Annotated in this window: 21 protein-coding genes; 10 read left to right on the top strand and 11 right to left on the bottom strand. The window is 72.2% G+C overall.

From position 1 onward, the window contains the following. Window positions 1–3 precede the first annotated feature (3 nt). The 7 genes from ACF1DX_RS27885 to ACF1DX_RS27855 all read left to right on the top strand — a co-directional run bounded on the left by ACF1DX_RS27885 (window position 4) and on the right by ACF1DX_RS27855 (window position 6740). Complete coding sequence (locus tag ACF1DX_RS27885) at window positions 4–417, top strand: roadblock/LC7 domain-containing protein (RefSeq protein WP_003993189.1); 414 nt, start codon at window positions 4–6, stop codon at window positions 415–417. A 111-nt stretch (window positions 418–528) separates the two neighbouring features. Beyond that, entirely contained in the window at window positions 529–924 is a 396-nt protein-coding gene (locus ACF1DX_RS27880; RefSeq protein ID WP_004924977.1) for a DUF742 domain-containing protein, read from the top strand. Next, complete coding sequence (locus tag ACF1DX_RS27875) at window positions 905–1495, top strand: ATP/GTP-binding protein (protein WP_073936442.1); 591 nt, start codon at window positions 905–907, stop codon at window positions 1493–1495. Before ACF1DX_RS27880 ends, ACF1DX_RS27875 begins: the two co-directional genes overlap by 20 nt. A 376-nt stretch (window positions 1496–1871) precedes the next feature. Continuing rightward, entirely contained in the window at window positions 1872–5087 is a 3216-nt protein-coding gene (locus ACF1DX_RS27870; protein WP_391793892.1) for a nitrate- and nitrite sensing domain-containing protein, read from the top strand. 10 nt (window positions 5088–5097) lie between these two features. Beyond that, window positions 5098–5511 carry a roadblock/LC7 domain-containing protein gene (locus ACF1DX_RS27865; RefSeq protein ID WP_004983065.1) on the top strand — a complete coding sequence of 138 codons (414 nt, stop codon included), beginning with the start codon at window positions 5098–5100 and terminating at the stop codon, window positions 5509–5511. 94 nt (window positions 5512–5605) lie between these two features. Continuing rightward, entirely contained in the window at window positions 5606–6178 is a 573-nt protein-coding gene (locus tag ACF1DX_RS27860) for a DUF742 domain-containing protein (protein ID WP_391793891.1), read from the top strand. Continuing rightward, window positions 6159–6740 carry an ATP/GTP-binding protein gene (locus tag ACF1DX_RS27855; protein ID WP_391793890.1) on the top strand — a complete coding sequence of 194 codons (582 nt, stop codon included), beginning with the start codon at window positions 6159–6161 and terminating at the stop codon, window positions 6738–6740. The genes ACF1DX_RS27860 and ACF1DX_RS27855 overlap by 20 nt, the downstream gene beginning before the upstream one ends. Before the next feature lie 296 nt (window positions 6741–7036). Here ACF1DX_RS27855 and ACF1DX_RS27850 read toward each other — a convergent pair whose 3' ends face one another. The 3 genes from ACF1DX_RS27850 to ACF1DX_RS27840 all read right to left on the bottom strand — a co-directional run bounded on the left by ACF1DX_RS27850 (window position 7037) and on the right by ACF1DX_RS27840 (window position 9958). Continuing rightward, window positions 7037–7225, bottom strand: a complete 189-nt coding sequence (locus ACF1DX_RS27850; RefSeq protein WP_391793889.1) for an acyl-CoA carboxylase epsilon subunit — start codon at window positions 7223–7225, stop codon at window positions 7037–7039. A 35-nt stretch (window positions 7226–7260) separates the two neighbouring features. Continuing rightward, window positions 7261–8844, bottom strand: coding sequence for an acyl-CoA carboxylase subunit beta (locus ACF1DX_RS27845; protein WP_391793888.1), 1584 nt, complete (start codon window positions 8842–8844; stop codon window positions 7261–7263). A gap of 259 nt (window positions 8845–9103) precedes the next feature. Continuing rightward, on the bottom strand, window positions 9104–9958 hold the full coding sequence (locus tag ACF1DX_RS27840) for an SDR family NAD(P)-dependent oxidoreductase (RefSeq protein ID WP_391793981.1): 855 nt from the start codon (window positions 9956–9958) through the stop codon (window positions 9104–9106). A gap of 284 nt (window positions 9959–10242) precedes the next feature. Here ACF1DX_RS27840 and hpnR point away from each other — a divergent pair, with 284 nt between their 5' ends. Both hpnR and ACF1DX_RS27830 read left to right on the top strand, forming a co-directional pair. Further along, window positions 10243–11742, top strand: a complete 1500-nt coding sequence (hpnR, locus tag ACF1DX_RS27835) for a hopanoid C-3 methylase HpnR (protein ID WP_391793887.1) — start codon at window positions 10243–10245, stop codon at window positions 11740–11742. Window positions 11743–11765: 23 nt separating this feature from the next. After that, window positions 11766–12644 (top strand): DMT family transporter, encoded by an 879-nt coding sequence (locus tag ACF1DX_RS27830; RefSeq protein ID WP_391793886.1) that lies wholly within the window; start codon window positions 11766–11768, stop codon window positions 12642–12644. Window positions 12645–12970: 326 nt separating this feature from the next. Here ACF1DX_RS27830 and ACF1DX_RS27825 read toward each other — a convergent pair whose 3' ends face one another. After that, on the bottom strand, window positions 12971–14275 hold the full coding sequence (locus tag ACF1DX_RS27825) for a glycosyltransferase (RefSeq protein WP_391793885.1): 1305 nt from the start codon (window positions 14273–14275) through the stop codon (window positions 12971–12973). A 138-nt stretch (window positions 14276–14413) separates the two neighbouring features. On the opposite strand from ACF1DX_RS27825, the gene ACF1DX_RS27820 reads away from it, so the two are divergent. Next, complete coding sequence (locus tag ACF1DX_RS27820) at window positions 14414–15019, top strand: YceI family protein (protein ID WP_391793884.1); 606 nt, start codon at window positions 14414–14416, stop codon at window positions 15017–15019. Between the two features lie 618 nt (window positions 15020–15637). Here ACF1DX_RS27820 and ACF1DX_RS27815 read toward each other — a convergent pair. The 7 genes from ACF1DX_RS27815 to ureA all read right to left on the bottom strand — a co-directional run bounded on the left by ACF1DX_RS27815 (window position 15638) and on the right by ureA (window position 23749). After that, window positions 15638–17038, bottom strand: a complete 1401-nt coding sequence (locus ACF1DX_RS27815) for a hypothetical protein (RefSeq protein ID WP_391793883.1) — start codon at window positions 17036–17038, stop codon at window positions 15638–15640. Window positions 17039–17167: 129 nt separating this feature from the next. Next, complete coding sequence (gene cimA, locus ACF1DX_RS27810; RefSeq protein ID WP_391793882.1) at window positions 17168–18772, bottom strand: citramalate synthase; 1605 nt, start codon at window positions 18770–18772, stop codon at window positions 17168–17170. Window positions 18773–19177: 405 nt separating this feature from the next. Continuing rightward, window positions 19178–19780 (bottom strand): TetR/AcrR family transcriptional regulator, encoded by a 603-nt coding sequence (locus ACF1DX_RS27805; protein WP_391793881.1) that lies wholly within the window; start codon window positions 19778–19780, stop codon window positions 19178–19180. After that, window positions 19777–20268, bottom strand: a complete 492-nt coding sequence (locus tag ACF1DX_RS27800; protein WP_391793880.1) for a hypothetical protein — start codon at window positions 20266–20268, stop codon at window positions 19777–19779. The genes ACF1DX_RS27805 and ACF1DX_RS27800 overlap by 4 nt, the downstream gene beginning before the upstream one ends. A gap of 9 nt (window positions 20269–20277) precedes the next feature. Beyond that, complete coding sequence (locus tag ACF1DX_RS27795) at window positions 20278–21327, bottom strand: agmatine/peptidylarginine deiminase (protein ID WP_391793879.1); 1050 nt, start codon at window positions 21325–21327, stop codon at window positions 20278–20280. Between the two features lie 8 nt (window positions 21328–21335). Further along, window positions 21336–23048, bottom strand: coding sequence for an urease subunit alpha (locus tag ACF1DX_RS27790; RefSeq protein ID WP_391793878.1), 1713 nt, complete (start codon window positions 23046–23048; stop codon window positions 21336–21338). Continuing rightward, window positions 23045–23749 carry an urease subunit gamma gene (gene ureA, locus ACF1DX_RS27785; RefSeq protein WP_391793877.1) on the bottom strand — a complete coding sequence of 235 codons (705 nt, stop codon included), beginning with the start codon at window positions 23747–23749 and terminating at the stop codon, window positions 23045–23047. Before ureA ends, ACF1DX_RS27790 begins: the two co-directional genes overlap by 4 nt. Between the last annotated feature and the right edge of the window lie 102 nt (window positions 23750–23851).

Raw genomic sequence — 23851 nt, 5'->3', positions numbered from 1 at the left:
CCGATGAGCCAGGCGGCACAGAACCTCAACTGGTTGATCACCAACTTCGTGGACAACACCCCCGGGGTGTCCCACACCGTCGTCGTGTCCGCCGACGGTCTTCTGCTGGCCATGTCCGAGGGGTTCCCGCGCGACCGCGCGGACCAGCTCGCGGCCGTCGCCTCGGGACTGACCTCCCTGACGGCCGGCGCCTCCCGGATCTTCGAAGGCGGCAGCGTGGCCCAGACGGTCGTCGAGATGGAGAGAGGATTTCTCTTCCTCATGTCCGTCTCCGACGGCTCGTCCCTGGCCGTTCTCGCGCACCCCGAGTGCGACATCGGCCTCGTCGGCTACGAGATGGCGCTCCTGGTCGACCGCGCGGGAGCGGTCCTCACCCCGGACCTCCGCGCCGAACTACAAGGAAGTCTGCTCCACTGATCGGCCCCGGCACCACCCGTCTCACCAAATCACCGTCCGGCCGCCACAATCCCCCCACCGGCCCCGTCAGACGGCTTGACTGACCGACTTGCTGTCCCGTCCGGAGGACCCATGACCCCGCCCACCGCCTCTCATGATCCGTACGCGGAACCGTACGAGGACGAGGGCGACCAGCCGCTGGTGCGTCCGTATGCGATGACCGGCGGCCGGACCAGGCCGCGTTACCAGCTGGCCATCGAGGCACTGATCAGTACGACGGCCGACCCGGCAGCGCTCATGGGACTCCTTCCGGAGCACCAGCGCATCTGCCATCTGTGCCGTGAGGTGAAGTCGGTCGCCGAGGTCTCGGCGCTGCTCAACATGCCACTGGGTGTTGCCCGGATCCTGGTGGCCGACTTGGCGGAGGCGGGACTCGTCGCCGTGCACCAGCCGGGCGGCGACGAGACGACCGGCGCCCCCGATGTGACACTGCTCGAAAGGGTGCTCAGTGGACTTCGCAAGCTCTAACGGCGGGGCGGTCTCCGAAAACCGTGCCACCACGTCCGCGAAGATCGTGGTGGCGGGCGGCTTCGGCGTGGGCAAGACCACGTTCGTCGGGGCCGTCTCGGAGATCAACCCGCTGCGCACGGAGGCCGTCATGACGTCCGCCTCGGCGGGCATCGACGACCTCACCCACACCGGGGACAAGACCACCACCACGGTGGCCATGGACTTCGGCCGTATCACCCTGGACCAGGACCTGATCCTGTACCTGTTCGGCACGCCCGGCCAGGACCGCTTCTGGTTCATGTGGGACGACCTGGTGCGCGGCGCCATCGGCGCGGTGGTCCTGGTGGACACCCGCCGGCTGGCGGACTGCTTCCCGGCGGTGGACTACTTCGAGAACAGCGGACTGCCCTTCGTGGTCGCCCTCAACGGCTTCGACGGCCAGCAGCCGTACCAGCCGGAAGAGGTGCGCGAGGCGCTCCAGATCGGCCCCGACACCCCGATCATCACCACGGACGCCCGCCACCGCGCCGACGCGAAGAGTGCGCTGATCACCCTGGTCGAGCACGCCCTCATGGCGCGTCTCAGGTAGAACCGGACAAGAAGCGGCATACGGCAGCTGTCGTAGATGCACCGGAGCCGGCTGTGTCCTTTGACACGGCCGGCCCCGGTGTTCATAACGTTTCGGCAGAGGAATCGACGGAGGCCGACACGCGATGCGGTCAGGCGGTACCGCTACGCGCACGGACACCCCGCCTTTTGCCGGTGCTCGCTCTTTATGACCGTTTTATCTAGGGCTTACATCACTTGAATTCCTCGCCTTCCAGTGTTTGGAAGAGCGCTGGTCGTCATGCTGGAATGCCTGAACTGCCCATCGGTCAAAGACGTACTCCACAGTCGATGGCACACCGGGCTCTGAGACACAGCGGCACAACGATGGTGCCGACCGCCGAGAGGTTGTTGGTCGAGTGAGGCGAAGCAAGAACAGTCCCGAGCCGTCGTCGGCCCGGGGCAACTTCACGCCGCCGCCGCGCACAGCGGCGCCCGCCCCCGTGCCCGGTCCCGAACCGACGGCCGCACCCGCCAAGAGCGGAGGCCGCCTTTCCCCGCGCAACTGGCGCGTGACGACCAGGCTGAACGCGATCCTGCTCATACCCGTGCTGGTCGGCCTGGTCATGGGCGGCTTCCAGGTGAAGGGCTCGATCGACACCTGGAGCGAGGCCGAGGACGCGGAGAACACCGCGCGTCTGGTGCAGGCCTCCCTCGCCTACGCCGACGCCCTCAACAACGAGCGGGACGTCACCGCGGTCCCGCTGCTACAGGGCAAGGGCACGAGCGACCCGGACGTCACCAAGGCCCGCGCCGCGACCGACAAGGCCGCCGACGCCTTCGACGCGGCCGCGCAGAGCATGCCGGACAAGCCCGGCCTGAAGCGCCGGATGGATCTGTTCCGCAAGGCCGAGCCCCAGCTGACCGCGCTGCGCGCCGCCGCGTACACCTCCAAGCTCAAGGGTGTCGCGACCGAGGAGGGCTACGTCGCCGTCGCCCACCCCCTGATGGAGTTCGCCAACGACCTCGGTCTGGGCACCGGCAACATCACCAGCTACGGACGCACGGTCTACGCGATCTCGCTGACCAAGTCGGCCCTGTCGCTGGAGCGTTCCATCGGCATGCACCTGCTGGTGAAGCCCGGCCCGACCGACAGCCAGCTCGCCAGTCAGCGCGTGGCCCTCACCTCGTACGCCTACCTCGAGCGCATCGCCGTCGAGGAGTACCGGGGCGGCGGCACCGAGGCCGACGCGGAGAAGCTGGAGCAGACGGCGCAGCGGATCCAGGCCGAGGGCACGGCGATGGCCCGGGAGGCCAAGCAGAGCGACCCGGACTACGTGGCGCCGCCCGCGAAGACGGAGACGATGATCTCCGAGCTGGGCCGGCTCCCCTCCACGGACGCGTCCGCCCGTGCCGAACTCGCCGCCCAGGGCATCACCCCCGCCAACTGGTGGGCCGTGAACACCCTCAAGTTCGACGGTTACCGCGAGATCGAGTCCGACCTCACCGACAGCGCGGTGAGCGAGGCCGCGCAGATCGCCGACGACGCCCAGCGCGACGCCCTCATCACCGGTGCCGCCGTCGTCATCGCCCTGCTCGCCGCGTTCATCCTGGCCGGCATGGTGGCCCGCCAGATGAGCCGCTCCATGCGCCAGCTGCGCAACGCCGCCTTCGGCATCGCCGAGCAGCGCCTGCCGATGCTGGTCGACCAGCTCTCCCGTACCGACCCCGGCCGGGTCGACACCAAGGTCGCGCCGATCCCGATCTCCACCACCGACGAGATAGGCGAGGTCGCCCGCGCCTTCGACCAGGTCCACCGCGAGGCCGTCCGGCTCGCCGCCGAGCAGGCCCTCCTGCGGGGCAACATCAACGCGATCTTCACCAACCTGTCGCGCCGCAACCAGTCTCTGATCGAGGGCCAGCTGACCCTGATCACCGACCTGGAGAACAACGAGGCCGATCCGGACCAGCTGGAGAACCTCTTCCGCCTGGACCACCTCGCGACCCGTATGCGCCGCAACGGCGAGAACCTCCTGGTCCTCGCCGGCGAGGAGCCCGGCCGCCGCTGGGACCAGCCGGTGCCGCTGGTCGACGTGCTGCGCGCCGCCTCCTCCGAGGTGGAGCAGTACGAGCGCATCGAGCTGTCCGGTGTCCCCGAGGCCGAGATCCACGGCCGCGCGGTGACCGACCTCGTGCACCTGCTCGCCGAGCTCCTGGAGAACGCCACCACGTTCTCCTCCCCGCAGACCAAGGTCCGCGTCACCGCGACCCGTCTGCCCGACGGCCGCGTGATGGTCGAGATCCACGACAAGGGCATCGGCCTGACCGCCGAGGACTTCGCCGACATCAACCACAAGCTGGCCAACCCGCCGACCGTGGACGCCGCGATCTCGCAGCGCATGGGTCTGTTCGTGGTCGGCCGGCTGTCCGACCGGCACGGTATCCGGGTCCAGCTGCGCCCCTCGGGCGAGCAGGCCGGCACCACCTCGCTGGTCATGCTGCCGGACGCGATCACCCACGGTGGTGGCGGCGAGCAGCAGCCGGACCGCGACCAGTTCACGGTCTCGCAGATCATCCCGGAGCAGAACTTCCAGGGTGAGGACTTCGGCCGCCAGCCGCTGCGCACCGCCGCGGAGCTGGGCTTCGACGACAGCCGCTACGAGGTCCCGGACGACATCCGCGACCTGGACCCGGTCGGCCGTTCCCTGATGCGCGAGGAGCGCCGGGCGGCCCTGGAGTCCCAGGCGCAGCCCGAGCCGGCCGCCGCGAACGCCCAGGAGACCCCCGAGGCGCCCGCCTACCCGGACGGGTTCGCCGCCCAGCAGGGCTACGACGACGGCCAGGGCTACCAGGACAACGGCCAGGGCTTCGACGCCGGCTACCAGGAGCAGCAGACCGCCGGGTACGACCAGCAGGCGTACGACAACGGGCAGCGGACGGCGTACGAGGAGCCGCAGCAGCAGACGTACGGCGAGGGGTTCTACGCGCCGGACGGCGGGCCGGCGCGGAACGACGCCTTCCCGTCCAACGGCGGCTACCCGGACGCCTCCTACGCGGAGCCGGCCCGGGACGACTGGCCGCAGCAGGGCGGTTACCACAACGGCTACCCGGACCAGTACCCTGCTCAGGCTCCGGAATCGGAAAATACGCAGGCCGCTGACGCACGTGAGCAGGACAGCGTAGGCTTCGACCGTCCGGGACCGGCTGTCTCCGACGTCCACCCGCTGACCGACGCCGGGCTTCCCCGCCGCGGATCCACCGCGGGCGGCGCGAACGGCTCGAGCGGCGCGCGGCGTGTGGACCAGGAGCCGCCGGCTTCCACTCCGGAGGGCGACGGCGGCAGCGGCTGGCGTTCGGCGAACGACGAGCGCTGGCAGCAGGCATCGTCGCTCCGGAAGCCCAAGGCCGGCGGAGTGACCTCTTCCGGTCTGCCGCGGCGAGTCCCCAAGGCCAATCTGGTCCAGGGAGCCGCCGAGACCACCCCCCAGGGAGGCCCCCAGGTCTCCCGCGCCCCGGAAGACGTCCGGGGCAGGCTGAGCAACCTGCGTCGCGGCGTCCAAAAGGGCCGCAGCGCGGGCAGTGAAACGAACGGTCAGGGCTTCGGTTCTGACAGCACCTACAACCAGGAGCGTTAGTGTGAGCCCGATGAGCCAGGCGGCACAGAACCTGAACTGGTTGATCACCAACTTCGTGGACAACACCCCGGGGGTGTCCCACACGGTGGTGGTCTCCGCCGACGGACTCCTTCTGGCGATGTCCGAAGGCTTTCCGCGCGACCGCGCCGACCAGCTCGCGGCCGTCGCCTCCGGTCTGACGTCTCTGACGGCAGGCGCCTCCCGGATCTTCGAGGGCGGCAGCGTGAACCAGACGGTTGTGGAGATGGAGCGGGGATTCCTGTTCATCATGTCCATTTCCGATGGCTCGTCGCTCGCGGTTCTCGCACATCCCGAGGCGGACATCGGTCTCATTGGGTACGAGATGGCCCTTCTGGTCGACCGAGCCGGTACGGTCCTGACGCCGGATCTTCGAGCGGAGCTCCAAGGGAGCCTTCTCAACTAGAGGACAGACGGTGCGTTTTGGCGTTCCGGGGCCGTAAGGTTTCGGGACGCGGCTCCACAGTGATGGGTGCCAGGCACAGTCGGAGGAGGAGAAAGTGGCAACACCCCCAGACGGTTCATCCGCGGGCAGCTGGTCGTACGGTCCTGCCCAGGGCCAGCACGACGGTTCCCAGAACCGGTACGGATACCCCTCCGCGCCACACCACGGTCAGCCGTACGCGCCGCAGGGCCCCGGCCCTTCGCCGTACGACCAGCCGCACGCCCCGCGCATCCAGCCGGTGCAGCCGCAACGCCGGGCACCCGAGCCGGCGCCCGCCGGGGCGTCGAACAATCCCCTGGTGCGCCCGTACGCGATGACGGGCGGCCGCACCAGGCCGCGGTACCAGCTCGCCATCGAGGCGCTGGTGCACACCACCGCGCAGCCGCACCAGATGCAGGGCCAGCTGCCCGAGCATCAGCGGATCTGCACCCTCTGCCGGGAGATCAAGTCGGTGGCCGAGATCTCGGCCCTGCTGACGATCCCTCTCGGTGTGGCCAGGATCCTCGTCGCCGACTTGGCGGAGGCGGGACTGGTCGCCATCCATCAGCCCGGCGGCGACGAGAACGCCGGCGGCCAGCCAGACGTGACACTGCTCGAAAGGGTGCTCAGTGGACTTCGCAAGCTCTAGCGGCGGTCCTTCCCGCTCCACCACCTCGGCGAAGATCGTGGTGGCGGGTGGCTTCGGCGTGGGCAAGACCACGTTCGTCGGGGCCGTTTCGGAGATCAACCCGCTGCGCACGGAAGCCGTCATGACGTCCGCCTCGGCGGGCATCGACGACCTCACCCACACCGGGGACAAGACCACCACCACGGTGGCCATGGACTTCGGCCGTATCACCCTGGACCAGGACCTGATCCTGTACCTGTTCGGCACGCCCGGCCAGGACCGCTTCTGGTTCATGTGGGACGACCTGGTGCGCGGCGCCATCGGCGCGATCGTCCTCGTCGACACGAGGAGGCTCGCCGACTGCTTCCCCGCGGTGGACTACTTCGAGAACAGCGGACTGCCCTTCGTGATCGCCCTCAACGGCTTCGACGGCCAGCAGCCGTACCAGCCGGAAGAGGTGCGCGAGGCGCTCCAGATCGGCCCCGACACCCCGATCATCACCACGGACGCCCGCCACCGCGCCGACGCGAAGAGTGCGCTGATCACTCTCGTGGAGCACGCGCTGATGGCGCGCCTGCGCTGACGGCTGCCGCCGCCGCGGGCGGCGCCTCGCCAGCGCCGAGCGGCGCAACGCCCCCCGCGACCACTGGGTTGCCGGGGGCTGTTGCATGCCGGGTGCGGGCAGTTCGTGGCTTGGCGCGCAGTTCCCCGCGCCCCTGGGGGGTGGCCGCTCGCGCATGCCGGGTGCGGGTAGTCCATGGCTGGTCGCGACCGCGCGGCGGAGCCGCATATCGTCACAGCCCCGCGCCCCCGGGGGCGTTGCCCCTGCCGGGGTGCGAAAGAAGGGCCCCTCCTTTTGTGGAGGGGCCCTTCTTGGGGTCAGCGCCAGCTGTGGGGGGCTCGGAAGCCGCCTTCGCGTTCCAGGCGACGCCAGCCGGCCCGCGCACGGCCCCGGTGGGCCGGAGCCGCCGGCCGGGCGGCAGCCCTGGCCAGCAGGATCGCCGTGATCGCGGCGACCTCCTCCGGCCCGGCGTGGCCCTTCTCGACACGGATGTCAGGTGTGCTCATGGCTCTCAGTCTCCCTGGGAGAGATGTCCGCCGGGTTACTGCGGCGGGTTGCCGTGCTTGCGGGACGGCAGATCGGCGTGCTTGGTCTGCAGCATCGCCAGCGAACGGATCAGCACCTCGCGGGTCTCGGCCGGGTCGATGACGTCGTCGACCAGTCCGCGCTCGGCGGCGTAGTACGGGTGCATCAGCTCGGACTTGTACTCCTTGACCATGCGCGCCCGCATGGCCTCGGGGTCCTCGGCCTCGGCGATCTGACGCCGGAAGATGACGTTGGCCGCGCCCTCCGCGCCCATCACGGCGATCTCGTTCGTCGGCCAGGCGTACGTGAGGTCGGCGCCGATGGACTGGCTGTCCATGACGATGTAGGCACCGCCGTACGCCTTGCGCAGGATCAGCGAGATCCGCGGCACGGTGGCGTTGCAGTACGCGTACAGCAGCTTGGCGCCGTGGCGGATGATGCCGCCGTGTTCCTGGTCGACGCCCGGGAGGAAGCCGGGGACGTCCAGGAAGGTGAGGATCGGGATGTTGAAGGCATCGCACATCTGGACGAAGCGGGCGGCCTTCTCGGACGCCTCGATGTCCAGCACGCCGGCCAGCGACTGCGGCTGGTTGGCGACGATGCCGACGACCTGGCCGTCCATCCGGGCCAGGGCGCAGATGATGTTGCGCGCCCAGCGCTCGTGGACCTCCAGGTACTCGCCGTCGTCGACGATCTCCTCGATGACCTTGGCCATGTCGTACGGCCGGTTGCCGTCGGCGGGGACCAGGTCGAGGAGGACGTCACTGCGGCGGTCCGCGGCGTCGGCGCACTCCACGCGCGGCGGGTTCTCCCGGTTGTTCTGCGGGAGCAGCGAGAGGAGATAGCGCACCTCGTGGATGCACGTCTCCTCGTCGTCGTAGGCGAAGTGGCAGACACCGGAGGTCTCGGCGTGCACGTCCGCGCCGCCCAGACCGTTCTGGGTGATCTCCTCGCCGGTGACCGCCTTGACGACGTCCGGGCCCGTGATGAACATCTGCGAGGTGTCGCGGACCATGAACACGAAGTCGGTGAGGGCGGGGCTGTAGGCCGCGCCGCCCGCACAGGGGCCGAGCATCACGCTGATCTGCGGGATGACGCCGGACGCCTTGGTGTTGCGCTGGAAGATGCCGCCGTAGCCGGCGAGGGCGGAGACGCCCTCCTGGATGCGGGCGCCGGCGCCGTCGTTCAGGGAGACCAGCGGCGCCCCGGCCGCGATGGCCATGTCCATGATCTTGTGGATCTTGGTGGCGTGGGCCTCGCCCAGCGCGCCGCCGAAGATCCGGAAGTCATGGGCGTAGACGAAGACCGTGCGGCCCTCGACGGTGCCCCAGCCGGTGATCACACCGTCCGTGTACGGCTTCTTCTCCTCGAGACCGAAGCCGGTGGCCCGGTGCCGGCGCAACTGCTCGACCTCACGGAAGGACCCCGGGTCCAGCAGCAGCTCGATGCGCTCCCGCGCGGTCAGCTTGCCCTTGGCGTGCTGCGCCGCGGTCGCCTTCTCGCTCGGGCCGGCCAGTGCCTGGGCACGGATCTCGTGCAGTTCGGCCACGCGTCCGCGCGCGTCGGTCGGCTCACCCGGCGCCTCATCCAAAACGGTCATGTAGTGACCTTACGAAGCCGACCTGGAAATGCGAGCCGTCGACTCCTCACAGTCTCCGGGGTGTTTTCCTGGTACCCCTGAACAGAACCCCGGCGGCATGCAGCCGTTCCGACTGCTCAGAGGGCATCTCCCTTGTGGGGGTCGCACAAAGACGGCCCCTGAGAGCCACCTCACATTCATGTGAGGCGCATGCACCCGTTCGGGTCGGTCCGCTCACCCGGAGCGTAGCGGGGGCGGTGGTCCGCTCCCCGCCGGGGTCTCAGCCGAAGCGGTCGAGGAGCCTGCGATAGAGGCCGGGGGTCAGGGCGCGCACCCGGGAGGGGAGGGCGAGCCAGGCGGGGATGTAGGTGTCGTCACGGCCCTGGGAGACGGCGTTCCAGACGGCGGCCGCGACCCGGCCGGCCGAGGTGGGGCGCGGGTGGGAGCGGTGGTACGGCGTGCCGCGGCGGGCGAAGAAGCCCGTCTCCACGGGTCCGGGCACGACGAGCGTCACCCCCACCCCCGTACCGCGCAGTTCCTGGCGGAGCGCCTCGGCGAACGCGGCGAGCCCGGCCTTGGCCGCGGAGTACACCGCCTCCTCCCGTACGCCGACCGAGCCGGCCACCGAGCCGACGAGCACCACCCGGCCGCCGCCGGCCGCCACCATCGCGGGCAGTACCTCCCGTACGAGGTGCAGCGTCGCGTTGAGGTCCAGGAACAGCACCCGGTCGATGTCGGTGTGCGGCATGGTCAGGAAGGGTCCGGCCCAGCCGATGCCCGCCCCGGCGACCAGCACGTCGACGCGTCCGGTCTCCCGCAGCGCGGCCTGTGCCAGCATCTTGGCCCCGTCCGGCGCGGCGAGGTCGGCGGGCAGCAGGACCGCCGAGGTGCCGGACGCCGTCTCCTCGAGGCGTCGCCGGTCCCGGCCGCTGAGCAGCAACTGCCAGCCCCCGGCGGCGAAGCGCCGCGCGGTGGCCGCGCCGATGCCCGAGGAGGCGCCGGTGACGAGGGCGACGCGCCGGCCGGTGCGCGGCGGCGGCCCGTGGCCGCGTGCCGCCGCCGAGGCGGAGGCCGCGGCACCGTGTGCGGGGTCCGCCGGGGGGTCGTAGGTGGAACCGGAGCCGGTGGTGGTCACGAGTCGGTCTCCCATGCGCTGTCGCTGCGGATCCTCGGCTTCCAGGACACCCCCACTCCGGTGCACCCCGCCAGCGCTGAAGCCCGTCCGCCCGGCCCGCTTCCGCCTCTGCCGGAAGGCGGCGTCCGTGCTCACGGGGGCCGGCGCGCCGCGCCGCAGGACCACTCCTGCGGGCCGCGGGGTGCGTCCAGGCGGGCGTATGGCGGGGACGCGGCCGCGTGTGCCGGGATACGAAGGGGACGCCCTTCCGTACCCGGTCCGTCCGACCCCGTGGCGAGGTCCCCATGCGCCTGCTGCTCGTCCACCCCAGTGCCCTGATGTACTCCGAGATCTTCCTCCGGCTCGAACCGCTGGGCCTGGAGCGGGTGGCGGGCGCCGCCCGCGAGGCCGGTCACGAGGTCCGGGTCGTCGACCTCCAGGTGCTGGGCGTGAACCGGCTGCGCGACGAGGTGCGGTCCTTCCGCCCGGAGGCGCTCGGCGTCTCGCTCAACTACCTGGCGAACATCCCCGAGGCGATCGCGCTGGCCGCGCGGGTGAAGCGGGAGGTGCCGGACTGTTTCGTGTTCTTCGGCGGGCACAGTGTCTCGTTCGTCGCCGAGGAGGTCATCGAACAGGCGGAGGGCGCGGTCGACGCGGTGGTCCGCGGCGAGGGGGAACCCGCGGTCGCGCCGCTGCTCGAGGCGGTGCGCGACGGCGGGGTGGAGGGCGTGCCGGGCGTCGTCACGGCGGCCGGGCGCGGCCCGGCGCCGCTGATGCTGCACGCCATCGACGGACCGCTCCCGGCCCGCGATCTGATGCGGGACCGGCGCCGCTACTTCATCGGCGAGCTCGACCCGTGCGCGTCCGTCGAGTTCACCCGCGGCTGCCCCTGGGACTGCTCGTTCTGCTCGGCGTGGACGTTCTACGGCCGCAGTTACCGCAAGGCCTCGCCCGAGGCGGCGGCGGACGACCTGGCGAGGATCCGCGAGCCGAACGTGTTCATCGTGGACGACGTCGCGTTCATCCGGCCCGAGCACGGGAACGCCATCGCCTCCGAGGTGGAGCGGCGCGGCATCCGCAAGAAGTACTACCTGGAGACGCGCGCCGACGTCCTGCTGCGCCATCCCGAGGTGTTCGAGCGGTGGGCGCGGCTGGGGCTGCGCTACATGTTCCTCGGCATGGAGGCGATCGACGCCGAGGGGCTCGACCTGTACCGCAAGCGGGTCAGCCCGGACGAGAACCTGAAGGCGTTGGAGACGGCCCGGCGGCTCGGCATCAAGGTCGCGATCAACCTGATCGTGGATCCGGCCTGGGACGAGGAGCGCTTCCGCGTGGTACGGGAGTTCGCGCTGGCGGTTCCGGAGATCGTGCACTTCACGGTGATGACGCCGTATCCGGGTACGGAGATCTGGCACACCGAGTCGCGCCGGCTCACCACCCGCGACTACCGCCTCTTCGACATCCAGCACGCGGTGGTGCCGACGACGCTGCCGCTGGAGCGCTTCTACGAGGAGCTGGTGCGCACCCAGGCGGTCATCAACCGCAAGCACCTGGGGGTGCGCACGGCGTTCGGCGCGGCGCGCGTGCTCGGCCGCAACCTGCTGCACGGGCAGACCAACTTCGCCCGCATGCTGTGGAAGTTCAACCAGGTCTACAACCCGCGCCGGCAACTCGCCGACCATGCGCGGCCGGTGCGCCACGAGCTGCCGCTCCCCCAGCGCCTCGACGTCGGCGACCGGCGCACGCTGTACGTCCACACGCGGGGGGCGGCGCGGGGCGCGTCGACCGGCCGGACACCCGACTAGCCGGCTCCCGGGGCTCTTCCGTCATGGCGGTCGCCGTCCTCGCCTCGCTCGCCGCCGGTGTGTGTTTCGCCGTCGCGGGGGTCCTGCAGCAGTGGGCGGCGGCCGCGCGGCCGGACGCGGAGGCGCTCACCGCGCGGCTGCTGGGCCGGCTGGCGCGGGATCCCCTGTGGCTGTGCGGGATCGGGCTGGCCGTGGTGGCGTACGGGTTCCAGTCGCTGGCGCTGGCGTTCGGGCCGCTGAGTCTGGTGCAGCCGCTGATCGTCGCCGAGCTGGTCTTCGCGGTCCCGCTGTCGGCACGGCTGTACCGGCTGCGGCTGGGCCGGCGGGAGTGGTCCGGCACGCTCGCGGTGGCGGCGGGGCTGGCGCTGGCGCTGCTCTCCGCCCGCCCGCACGGCGGTGACCCCCGGGCGGCCGGCCCGCTGTCCTGGCTGCCGGCCGTCGGCGCGGTCGCGGCCGTGGTGTGCGGTGCGCTCGCGGCCGCGCGGGTGCTGTCCGGTCCGTGGCGGGCCTCGGCGACGGCGCTCGCCGCGGGGGCGGTGATGGGCACCCAGTCCGTCCTGCTGGCCGCGACGGTGGACCGGCTCCGGCACGGGCTGCCCACGGCCCTGGCCGCCTGGCAGACCTACGCTCTCGTCGCGGCCAGCGTGGGCGGCCTGCTGCTCATCCAGAGCGCCTTCCAACAGGGCCCGCTGGCGGCGAGCATGACGGTCCTGGACGCGACGGAGCCGGTGGTCGCGGTGGCCATGGGCATGCTCCTCTTCGACGAGACGATCCACACGGGCCTGTTGGTCTCGGCGGTGACGCTGACGGGCCTGGCCCTGGTGGCCGCGGGCATCGCGGCCCTGGACACGTCACCGGTCGTCGCGGCGTCGCACGGCCGGCACCGGGCCGCCGACGAGTGACCGGGCCCCGGCTGCCGGGGGTTTCGCCCCGCCGCCCCTTCCCGTCCCGTCGCCGGGGGCCGCGCCCCCAGGCGCCCGTCTGCGCGGGGAAGGGATGCGCGCGGGAGAGCGCGGGTGGTTCTGTCCTACGGCTCCTGCGGCCGCGTCGTGGCTGATCGCGCAGTTCCCCGCGCCCCTGGGGGGTGGCTCCGCCGCGTGGTCGCGCATGGGGGTCCGGGGGCAGAGCACCCAGGGACGGGAAGGGAAGGGGCGGCGGGGGCGAAGGAACTCGGCGGCGGGCGCGCGGTCGGCCACGGCGTGTGTCCGGGTGCTCCGGGCGGGGCGGCTCAAGCGGTACGGGAGCCGGCCCGCCGGGGCGTGCGGGCCGGCCGGGTCCAGACCGGGAGGAGGTCCTCCTCGAGTACGCGGTCCCAGGTGGGGTGGGTGGTCCTGGACGTCTCCACGGCCCGGCGCCGTACCGCCTCCCGCGCGGCGGGCCGCCCGACCAGCGGGTGCAGGGCGTCCGCCCAGGCCGCCGGGGAGTCGGCCGGGACGACGATGCCGTCGAGCCCCGGCGCGGCCAGCCAGCGGGTGGTGTGCGCGCCCTCGGGCAGGACGACCGCCAGGCCGCACGCCATCGCCTCGGCGACGACGTTGCCGCTGGTCTCCGTACGGGACGGGAAGGCGAAGACGTCGCAGCCGGCGTACACCCACGCCAGCCGGTCCTGCGGGAGCGGCCCGAGCAGGGTGACGTCCCGGCCGAGCCCGCGGCGCACGGCGTCCTCCTCCGCGCCGGAACCCGCCATGACCAGGTGCGCGGTACCGCCCCGGGCGCGCAGCAGCCGGAGGCTCTCGGTCAGCAGCGGCACGCCTTTGCTGGCGTCCAGCCGGCCGGCGAACAGCACCAGCGGGCGGTCGGCCGGGACGCCGTACGCGCGTACGAGCCAGTCCCGCGCGGTGGGGTCGGGCCGGAAGAGTTCGTGGTCGACGCCCCGGCGCAGCAGGGCGACCCGGTGCGGCCCGAGGACGCGGGCGAGTTCCGCGCGGCCCTCCGGGGTCGGGACGAGGACGCGTTCGCAGGGTTCCAGCAGCCGGTCCCGGCGCCGGCGCAGCGCGTTCTCGGCCCGGTCCGCGAGCAGCTCCTCCACCCTCGGATGGTTCCCGGGCAGCCACCGCCCGGCCAGGTAGCGGGCGTAGACGGAGGCCAGCAGCGGTACGTCGGTGTGCACGGAGCCGATGAGCCGGGGCCGTGGGGCGGGCCGCCGGGCCGCGCGGCGGTGGAGCCGTACGGCGGTGGCGGCGAAGGCGAAGCCGTGGGTCAGGTGCCAGACGTCGTGGCGGGGCAGCAGGGCGGCGAGCCGCGGGTGGTACGGCGCGAGGTCGCAGACGTCCTCCGCGCGGTCGGCCGAGCGCGTCGCCGCCGAACTGAGCACCGGCCGGAGCATGACGAGCCGGACGTGCGGGGAGAGCCGCTCGACCCGCTCGCGTTCGCCGAGGAAGTAGACGGTCAGGTCGAGGGGTGTGCCGCCGGAGCCGTCGGGCAGGCGCTCCGGGAGGCGGGCGGCGCTCCGCGCGAAGTGCTCCCAGCACTTCACCTGGCCGCCCGACGTATCGCGCCGCACCAGCTCCACCAGGACCGCGACCGAGGACACGACCGGCGGGTACCACCCGTCGCGGCGGCCCAATCCCGCCACTTTCACCAAACATGTTGAAAGTTAAAGAGAATAGGTCTACGGTGGACCCTGTCGGGTTAGTTGAACATTAAACCTCACCCTTTCAGGAGGAACACCATGGGCATCTTCGGCCGCAAGGACAACGAGACCGCCACCGCGACCACCACCGCGGTGAACCCGGACCTGGCCGCGCTGACCGGCGAGTACACGATCGACCCCGCGCACTCCACGTTCGGCTTCGTCGCCCGGCACGCCATGGTCACCAACGTCAAGGGCAGCTTCCAGGACTTCACCGGCACGCTGCACCTGGACGGCACCGACCCGTCCAAGTCCACGGCCACCATCGACGTGGTGATGGACAGCATCGAGACCGGAAACGCCGACCGCGACGGCCACCTGAAGAGCGCCGACTTCTTCAAGACGGACGAGTTCCCGGCCATGACCTTCCGCACCACCAAGGCGGAGGCCCTCGGCGGCGACGACTACCGCATCACCGGCGACCTGACCATCCTGGGCACCACCCGGCCGCTCACCATCGACCTGGAGTTCAACGGCGCCGCGAAGGACCCCTTCGGCAACGAGCGCGTCGGCTTCGAGGGCAAGGCGGAGATCCTGCGCTCCGAGTGGGGCCTGACCTGGAACGCGGCGCTGGAGACGGGCGGCGTCCTGGTCTCCGACAAGATCAAGCTGAACTTCGACATCTCGGCGATCCGCAACGCCTGACCTCGTCGGCGCGGCGCCCCGTCCGGTGCCGCCTCCTGAGCGCGCCCGCCTCCCGCCCCCGTGTGGGAAGGCGGGCGCTCGGCGTACCGGAGCACGCCGGACCGGCGGCCTCGCTCCCCTCGGTACGGCCACTGCGGATCCACGAGCACGACCTCGCCGCGCTTTCCGCCGCCTTCGGCTCGTCGGCGCGCCCGCCCCCACCGCTGCCGGTGGCGCACCCGGGTCACGGGAAAGGCGCATCATGGCCGGTATGACGGTCAGTGGAGCGTTCTCACGGCCCGGGTGGGTCGTCGTCATCGAGTACGAGAACCTGCCGGGTCGCCTTCGCCCCTGGGCGGCCGTGTGCGGTTGACTGCGTGAGCGGGGGATCGACTGGGTGCCCTTCACCGCGGAGGAGCTGCGGCTGGATCACGCGTGCGGGCCGGGTCGCGACGGGCGGTGGCGGGGGTGGATCACCGTGTCCGTCGACGTGGAGGCGCTGCGGCGGCTCGGGCTGGATCCCGGGCGGGCCGGCTCCGTCGTTCCGGGCGGCGACGCGTCGCCGCCCGGGTGGTGGCATGCCGCCGGGGAGCGGTACGCGGTGGCACGCGGGTGGCCGAGGCGGGATCCCCCGGCCGGTCAGAAGCCGCCGCCTCCGAAGTCCCCGCCGCCTCCGAAGCCGCCGCCTCCGAAGTCCCCGCCGCCTCCGAAGTCGCCTCCGCCGGAGCCGCCGCCCCCGCCGAAGTCGCCACCGAAGTCCCCGCCGTCGAAGTCCGCGCCCGAGACGTCGCCGCCCTCGTAGCCTCCGAAGTCGCCGTAGCCGGCTCCGTAGTCGGCCGCGTAGGCGGGACCGGCCATCATGCCGCCGAGCATGGTGCCGACGAGCAGGCCGGGCAGCAGACCGCCGCCGAAGTAGCCGCCGGCCCAGGGGCCGTACGCGGGACCGGCGTCCCAGTAGGGCCGGCGCCCGTACTCGGTGTCGACCTCGCGGACGGCGGGGTCGAGGCCGTCGGCCAGCCGGGCCCGGTCGGCCGCGCACACCGGGACCTCGCGCTCGGCACCGCCCGGCGGCGTCCAGACGGCGTCGGCGACCGAGGGGCCGTGGCGCGGGTCGAAGAAGCAGGGCGGGCGGCGCTCCGGCAGCGGGCGTCCCTCCCGGCGCGCGGCGAGGGAGGCGAGGGCGAAGCGGCCGTCCTCCACGGCCTGGGTGACGGCCCGGACGTCCTCCGGTTCGCGGGCCGCGGCCATGAACGACTTGGACTTCTCGTAGGCGTCCAGCGCACGCTCGTAGTCCGCGCGCATCGCGTCGTCCGCGCCGGGCTCGGCCGGGTGGAAGTCGAGGCGGTCGAGTTCCTCGCCGAACGCGGTGATGTCCTCGTCCACCACCACCCGCAGCTTCTCCAGCGCGGCCCGCCGCTCCTGCTCGTGGCGCCGCCGGTTGCGGCGGGACACCGCGTAGATGCCCGCGCCGCCGGCCGCGACCAGCGCTCCGACGGTGATCAGCCCGCCGACCGGGACGCCACCGCCGGACCCGTCGCTCCAGGAGTCCGGCGCGGAGCCGCCGGTGCTGCGCAGCGCGTTGTCGACGAAGTCGTTCAGCTGGGCCTTGGCGTCGCCGGCGCCCTGCACGGACTGGACCAGGTTCCGCACACCCTGGTTGCTGAGCACACTGCTGTCGGCGCGCGCGTCGAACTCGTCGCCGAGGCGGATGCCGTACAGACCGGTGACGCCGGTCTCGGTGCGCAGGTTCTGGAAGAGGTTCCGCGTGGGATAGTCCGCCGGGAGGACCGCCACGAAGACGGGTTCGTCCGCGTCCTCGATCCTGTCGGCGAGGGCCTCGGCGTCGGACTCCGCCAGGATGTCCCGGGCCTCGGGGTCGACGTAGACGGGACTCTCGCGCAGTGCGCGGGCGACCTCGGAGAGGTCCGTGGCCGCCTGGGCCCCGGGCGCACCGGCCATCAGGACCGCCAGTGCGGCGGCCACCGGCATGATCAGCAGGCGTATCAGACGTATGTGGATACGCGTCGGTGCGGCCTCCATACGTTCGCAAGTACCCAAATGGGTGGTAAACAGACATCGAGCCCGGCGGGAATTCCCGTGCCGTCCCGCCGGACCCGACAGGCCCGTCGGGCCCACCGAACCCGCCGGGCCCGTCGTCCTCGGTGCTTCCTACGCGGCCGGTTCCACCCCGGCCCGCAGCAGCCCGTACGCGTAGGCGTCCTCCAGGGCCTGCCAGGACGCGGCGATGACGTTGTCGGCGACGCCCACCGTCGACCACTCCCCCGCCCCGTCGGACGTGGAGATCAGGACGCGGGTGGTGGACTGGGTGCCGTGCTTGCCCTCCAGGATGCGGACCTTGTAGTCGACCAGCTCCAGCTTGGCGAGCTGCGGGTAGATCTTCTCCAGGGCGACCCGCAGGGCGCGGTCCAGGGCGTTGACCGGGCCGTTGCCCTCCGCGGTGGCGACGATGCGCTCGCTCTTGGCCCACAGTTTCACCGTGGCCTCGTTGGCGTGGGTGCCGTCGGGGCGGTCCTCGACGATCGCGCGCCAGGACTCGACGTCGAAGTACTTCAGCGGCCCGCCCTCGGTCTCCGCGCGGAGCAGCAGCTCGAAGGAGGCGTCGGCCGCCTCGTACGTGTAGCCCTTGAGCTCGCGCTCCTTGACCCGCTCGACGACCCGGCCGACCAGTTCGCGGTCGCCGCCGAGGTCGATGCCGAGCTCCTTGCCCTTGAGCTCGATGGAGGCGCGCCCGGCCATGTCGGAGACGAGCATCCGCATGGTGTTGCCGACCTGCTCGGGGTCGATGTGCTGGTAGAGGTCCGGGTCGACCTTGATCGCGGAGGCGTGCAGTCCGGCCTTGTGCGCGAAGGCGGAGACACCGACGTACGGCTGGTGGGTGGAGGGGGTGAGGTTGACGACCTCGGCGATGGCGTGCGAGATGCGGGTCATCTCGCGCAGCCGGCCGTCCGGGAGGACCTTCTTGCCGTACTTCAGCTCCAGGGCGGCCACCACCGGGAAGAGGTTGGCGTTGCCGACCCGCTCGCCGTAGCCGTTGGCGGTGCACTGGACGTGGGTGGCGCCCGCGTCGACGGCGGCGAGGGTGTTGGCGACCGCGCAGCCGGTGTCGTCCTGGGCGTGGATGCCGAGCCGGGCGCCGGTGTCGGCGAGCACGGTGGCGACCACGGCCTGGATCTGCGCCGGGAGCATCCCGCCGTTGGTGTCGCACAGGACGACCACGTCGGCGCCGGCCTCGGAGGCGGCGCGGACCACCGCCTTCGCGTACTCGGGGTTGGCTCGGTAACCGTCGAAGAAGTGCTCGCAGTCGACGAAGACCCGGCGGCCCTCCCCCGTGAGGAAGGAGACCGTGTCGCGGACCATCTCCAGGTTCTCGTCGAGAGTGGTGCGCAGGGCGAGCTCGACGTGGCGGTCGTGGGACTTCGCGACCAGCGTGATCACCTGTGCGCCGGAGTCGAGGAGCGCCCTGACCTGGGGGTCCTTCGCGGCGCTGGTGCCGGCGCGGCGGGTGGCGCCGAAGGCGACCAGCGTCGCGTGCCGGAACTCGATCTCCTGCCGGGCGCGGGCGAAGAACTCGGTGTCCCGCGGGTTCGCGCCGGGCCAGCCGCCCTCGATGAAGCCCACGCCGAACTCGTCCAGGTGCCGTGCGATGGCGAGCTTGTCGGCGACCGTGAGGTTGATGCCCTCGCGCTGGGCGCCGTCGCGCAGGGTGGTGTCGAAGACGTGGAACGAGTCGTCGGGCTCGCTGGTTGCGGTCATGGTCTGAAGGCTCCTGAGTTGATCTCGGTCTACCGGAATGACCGGTTCCACCGTTCCCCCATGGTCCCTCGCGCCCCGTTCCCGGCCGCGGGTGGGGCCGGGAAACAGAAAAACCTCTCGCGGGTGCGAGAGGTCTGCGCGCGGGTCGAGGACGACGGTGTCCGCCCGTACGGTGTCGTACGTGCGGTCACTGCGGACCGGCGCGCCTGCTGCCAATAATCGTGGCGAACGAGAGCACGGGGGCAGTCTGGCACAATCCGCCCCCGCGCTCACGATCCGTCTCAGGATGCGGGCGGTGCGTGGCCGGCGCGGGCGGCGGACGAGGACGTCCCGCAGGGCGTCGGTGCCGTCCGGGACCGGGTTGTCCGGCCGATCCGCCGGTTCGCGTACGCCCCGGGCAGGAGCTCAGCCGTCCGCGAGGAGCGTCTCGGCGAGGAACTCCCGTGCGTGTTCCAGGACTTGAGGACGGTCCGTGCCGCGCAGGCCGATCGCCACATGGATGGAGAGGCCGTCGAGCAGCGCGCGGAGGCGGGCCGCGTAGCGGTCGGCGTCGACGCGGCGAAACTCGCCCCGGGAGATGCCCTCGGCCAGCAGGGCCACCAGGTCGCGGTGCCAGGCGCCCTCGATGGCGGCCTGCCGGTCGCGGGCGTCGGCGTCGGCGTTCTGCGAGCGGTTCCAGACCTCCAGCCACAGCGTCCAGTGCGGATCGCGGTGGCCGTCGGGTACGTACAGGCCGACGTAGGCGTCGATGCGTTCGCGCGCGGTGGCGGGGCGGGCGAGCAGCCGCGCGCGCTCGGCACCGAGGCGGCCCTCGCTCCACTCCAGGGTGCGCAACAGCAGTTCGTCCTTGGAGCGGAAGTAGTAGATCAAGTGACCGCTGCTCATGCCGACTTCGCGGCCGAGGGCGGCCATGGTCAGCTGTTCCAGGCCGCGTTCGGCGATCATCGCCATGGCGGCGGCGAGGACGTCCTCGCGGGGCGGGGCGGGGGTGCGGCGGCGCGTGGTCACCGGGCCGCCTCCACGCGAACGGCGTCCGGGACGAGCCTGGTCTCGTAGCCGCTGGTGCAGTCCGCGGCCACGATCGCCACTTCGGCCCCGCACCCGCAGACGTGGTTGACCCCGGCCCGCCCATCGGGACCGCAGCAGCCGATGAGGCGGTGCCCGTCGGAGTGCGGGGCGATGTCCACGACGTCGTCCGGGTGCAGCACATAGGTGCCGCGCGGCCCGGCGGAGACCAGGAAGCCCCGCTCGTCGGACATCCACATGCCGCCGGGCACGATGCCGTCGTACTCCTCGTCGGGGCCGACCGGCTCGAACGGCGCCCCGAAGGGCAGCGGGTCGACGACGTACGTCCCGCGCGGGACGCTCGGCGGGGCGTGCCGTCGGCCGTCCGGGCCAGGGAGTCCGTCCCAGCCGGGGTGCTCGGGCATCTCGTCGAGCCGGCGGACCGGCTCGGTCAGCCGTGTTCCGCAGGTGGCGCAGAGTAGTACGTTCACCCGTACGTTCTACCCGACGAGGCCCTTCGGCTGCTGCTGGGTGATGCAGTGGACGCCCCCGCCGCCCGCGAAGACCGTCCGCGCGTCCACCAGGGTCACCGTCCGCTCGGGGAACAGGCGCCGGAAGATCCCCGCCGCGATCTCGTCGCGCGGGTCGTCGAAGCCGCAGAGCACCACGCCGCCGTTGCAGAGGTAGTGGTTGATGTAGGAGTAGTCGGCCCAGTGGCCGTCCGCCTCCAGGGCGGTCGGCGCGGGCACCTCGACGACCTGGAGGCGGCGGCCCCGCGCGTCCGTCTGCGATCCGAGCAGACCGACGGTCTCCTCGGTGACCTCGTGGTCGGGGTGCGCGGGGTCCGGCTGCACATGGACGACGACCACGCCGGGACGGGCGAAGGCGGCGACGATGTCCACATGGCCGAGGGTGCCGAAGCCGTACGGGGGATAGTCCCCGGTGAGGCCGCGCGGCAGCCAGATCGCCTTGCGGGTGCCGAGGTGGGCGTGGATCTCCTTCTCGACCTCCGCGCGGGACCAGCCGGGGTTCCGCTCGGGACCGAGCTGGACCGTCTCCGTGAGCAGCACCGTGCCCTCGCCGTCCACATGGATCCCGCCACCCTCGTTGACCAGCGGCGAGGCGTACGTCCGTACCCCCGCGAGGTCGGCGACATGCGCGGCGACCTTCGCGTCGTGCTCCCAGCGGGCCCACTCCTGGGCGCCCCAGCCGTTGAACGTCCAGTCGACGGCCGCCAGCCGGCCCGCGCGGTCGGTGAGGAAGGTGGGTCCGATGTCCCGCATCCAGGCGTCGTCGAGGTCCCGTTCGACGGTGTCGATGCCGGGGCCGAGCAGGGCCCGCGCCCCGGCCGACTGTCCGGTGCCGCACACCACCGTCACCGGTTCGAAGCGGCGCACCGCGCGGGCCACCGAGGCCCAGGCGGCGCGGGCGGCGGCCAGCTCGCCCTCCTCGGCGAACGTGTGGTTGGGGCCGGGCCAGGCCATCCAGGTGCGCTCGTGCGGGGTCCACTCGGCGGGCATGCGGAAGCCGTCGGATGCGGGCGTGTTCATGGGGGTCCTCAGAGGAAGTAGAGGCGGTTGAGGGAGACCGAGTCGGCGGGCCGGGAGCGGAGCGGTTCCCCGTCGAGGGTGACGAGTCCGGTGCGCGCGTCGACGTCGACGGTCCCGGTGCGGGAGTTGAGGCGCAGGTCGGCGGGCCCGATGCCGCGCGTGCCGCGCACCGCGACCCTGCGGCGCCGGGTCGGCATCGTGTCGTGGCCCTGCTCGACGGCCGCCCGGGCGACGAACGCGACCGAGAGGTCGGCGGGGGTGGCGCCGTACGCCCCGAACTGCGGTCCCAGGACGAGCGGTTCGCAGGTGTCGGTCGCCGCGTTGGGATCGCCGGTCACCCCGTACGCGGGGAAGCCGGCCTTGAGCACGAGCTGGGGTTTGGCGCCGAAGTACTCCGGCCGCCACAGCACGATGTCGGCGAGCTTGCCGGTCTCGATCGAGCCCACCTCGTGGGCGAGGCCGTGGGCGATCGCCGGGTTGATGGTCAGCTTGGCGATGTAGCGCAGCACCCGCTCGTTGTCGTGGTCCGTGGGGGCGCCGGACTCGGCCTTCATCTTCCCGGCCATGGCGAAGGTGCGGCGGACCGTCTCGCCCGCGCGGCCCATGCCCTGGGCGTCGGAGGAGGTGATGCCGATGGCACCCAGATCGTGCAGCACGTCCTCGGCGCCCATGGTCCCGGCACGGATGCGGTCGCGGGCCATGGCCGCGTCGCCGGGCAGGTCGGTCTTGAGGTCGTGGACGGAGACGATCATGCCGTAGTGCTCGGCGACCGCGTCCCGGCCGAAGGGCAGGGTGGGATTGGTGGAGGAGCCGATGACGTTCGGCACGCCGGCCATCTTCAGGACGTTGGGGACGTGTCCGCCGCCGCAGCCCTCGATGTGGAAGGCGTGGATGGTGCGCCCCTCCAGCACCCGCAGGGTGTCCTCGACGGAGAGGCACTCGTTCAGTCCGTCGCTGTGCAGGGCCACCTGGACGTCGTGCTCCTCGGCGACGCGCAGCGCGGTGTCCAGGGCCCGGGTGTGGGCGCCCATGTCCTCGTGCACCTTGAAGCCGGACGCGCCGCCCTCGGCGAGCGCCTCGATCAGCGGCGCCTCGTGGGACGAGGAACCCCGGCCCAGGAAGCCGATGTTGACCGGCCAGGCGTCGAAGGCGCCGAAGGCGTGCCGCAGCGCCCAGGGCGAGTTGACGCCGACGCCCCAGACCGGGCCGAACTCCTGGCCGATGACCGTGGTCACCCCGGAGGCCAGCGACGCCTCCATGATGCGCGGCGACAGCAGATGGACGTGGGTGTCGACGGCTCCGGCGGTGGCGATCAGTCCCTCGCCGGAGACGATCGAGGTGCCCGTGCCGACCACGACGTCCACGCCGTCGAGGGTGTCGGGGTTCCCGGCCCGCCCGATCGAGTGGATCCGCCCCTCCCTGATCCCGATGGAGACCTTCCGGATCCCCAGCACCGCGTCGATCACCACCACGTTGCTGATCACGACGTCGCAGGTCTCCCGTACGGCGGCGGCCTTCAGGTGCAGCCCGTCGCGGGCGGTCTTGCCGAAGCCGGCGAGGAACTCGTCGCCGTACCGCTGGGCGTCGGACTCGACGCGGACGGTCAGCCCGGAGTCGCCGAGCCGGACGCGGTCCCCGGCGCGCGGGCCGTGGGTGGCCGCGTAGGCGTAGGGGTCGGTCCGGACGGACTCGCTGATCCCGCGTCCCTTCGAGCGGCTCACCGTCCGCCTCCTTCGGGCCCGCCGTGTGCGGCACCGAGGTATCCGCAGGCCGCCGCCCGGCGCAGCGCCTCCTCCTTGGCGCCCGGAGCGTCCAGCGGTCCGTCGACCAGTCCGGCGAAGCCGACGGCGACACGTGCGCCGCCCATCGGCACCAGTCCGACCTCGCGGGTCTCGCCCGGCCCGAAGCGCACGGACGACCCGGCGGGCACGGCGAGCCGCATGCCGTAGGCGTCGGCCCGCCGGAAGTCCAGGCGCGGATTGGCCTCGAAGAAATGGAAGTGGGAGGTCACCGAGACGGGCACGGTGGCGGTGTTGGCGACCGTCAGCCGCACCACCGGCTCGGGCTCGGTGTGCGGCGGGCCGGGCAGCAGCGCTCCCGGAGCACGCTCCCCCGATCCGCCGCCGATCGGGCCGGAGACGACCGCGAGCCGGGAGCCGTCGTCGAAGACCGCCTCGACGTGCACCTCGGTGACCACGTCCGCCACTCCGGGCAGCACGTCGTCGGGCCCGAGCACCGACCGGGCGCGCTCGACGGCCTCGGCGAGGCGCGCGCCGTCGCGGGCGGCCTCGCACACGGTGTCGGCGATCAGGGCCGTCGCCTCGGGGACGTTCAGCCGGAGCCCCCTGGCCCGGCGGGCCCGGGCCAGCTCGGCGGCCCCGAAGAGCAGCAGCCGGTCACGTTCCGTGGGGGTCAGTCTCACGACGCGACACCTCCTCTACCTTCCTACATTTAGAGCATCACTCTAAACGCGGAATTCCTACAACGGAACCGTTGACGGCGACCGCAGCCAACCGTCACATTG

It is taken from the genome of Streptomyces sp. NPDC014676 (assembly GCF_043084105.1).
Lineage (GTDB): Bacteria > Actinomycetota > Actinomycetes > Streptomycetales > Streptomycetaceae > Streptomyces.
This window is presented reverse-complemented; position numbering and strand designations above follow the sequence as displayed.